Origin of the sequence: Alienimonas sp. DA493, assembly GCF_043951915.1 — a bacterium.
In the GTDB taxonomy this organism is placed as follows: domain Bacteria; phylum Planctomycetota; class Planctomycetia; order Planctomycetales; family Planctomycetaceae; genus Alienimonas.
The window spans coordinates 1-416 of sequence record NZ_JBINJD010000376.1 but is presented as its reverse complement, the minus strand read 5'-3'; the positions used below and the strand labels follow the sequence as shown (position 1 = coordinate 416).

Below are 416 nucleotides of genomic sequence, written 5' to 3'. Positions count from 1 at the left end.
GCGGGCGGCTCCGCCGCCCGACGCCCCTTTCACACCCGCACCGGGAGAGAATCGATGCCATTTTTCGGCGGGGGGATCGGCGCCCCGGAGGTGCTGATCTTCGGCACCATCGCCCTGTTGCTGTTCGGCAAGCGTCTGCCGGAGGTGGCCCGCAGCCTGGGTCAGGGCGTCGGCCAGTTCAAGAAGGGCCTCAGCGGCCTGCAGGAGGAGTTCAACAAAGCCTCCGAGCCGCCGCCCAAGAAGAAGCCCGAGCCGGCCGCCGTCGCCGCGACGGCCGATGAGGACCGCGAAGAGTGGTCCGCCCCCGCCTTCAGCCCCCCGCCCGCCGAGGCGGCGACCGAAAAGCAGCCGGAGCACGTGTGACGCGGTCCGGTCCCCCGCCCCTCTCCTGACGTCCGCCGTAACGCCGAGGCCCC

1 protein-coding gene is annotated in these 416 nt (G+C 72.1%); it reads left to right on the top strand.

What is annotated here, in order from left to right:
* Positions 1-363: twin-arginine translocase TatA/TatE family subunit (locus ACG2DA_RS23090; RefSeq protein WP_395259070.1), on the top strand; the 363-nt coding region annotated here is incomplete at its 5' end.
* Between the last annotated feature and the right edge of the window lie 53 nt (positions 364-416).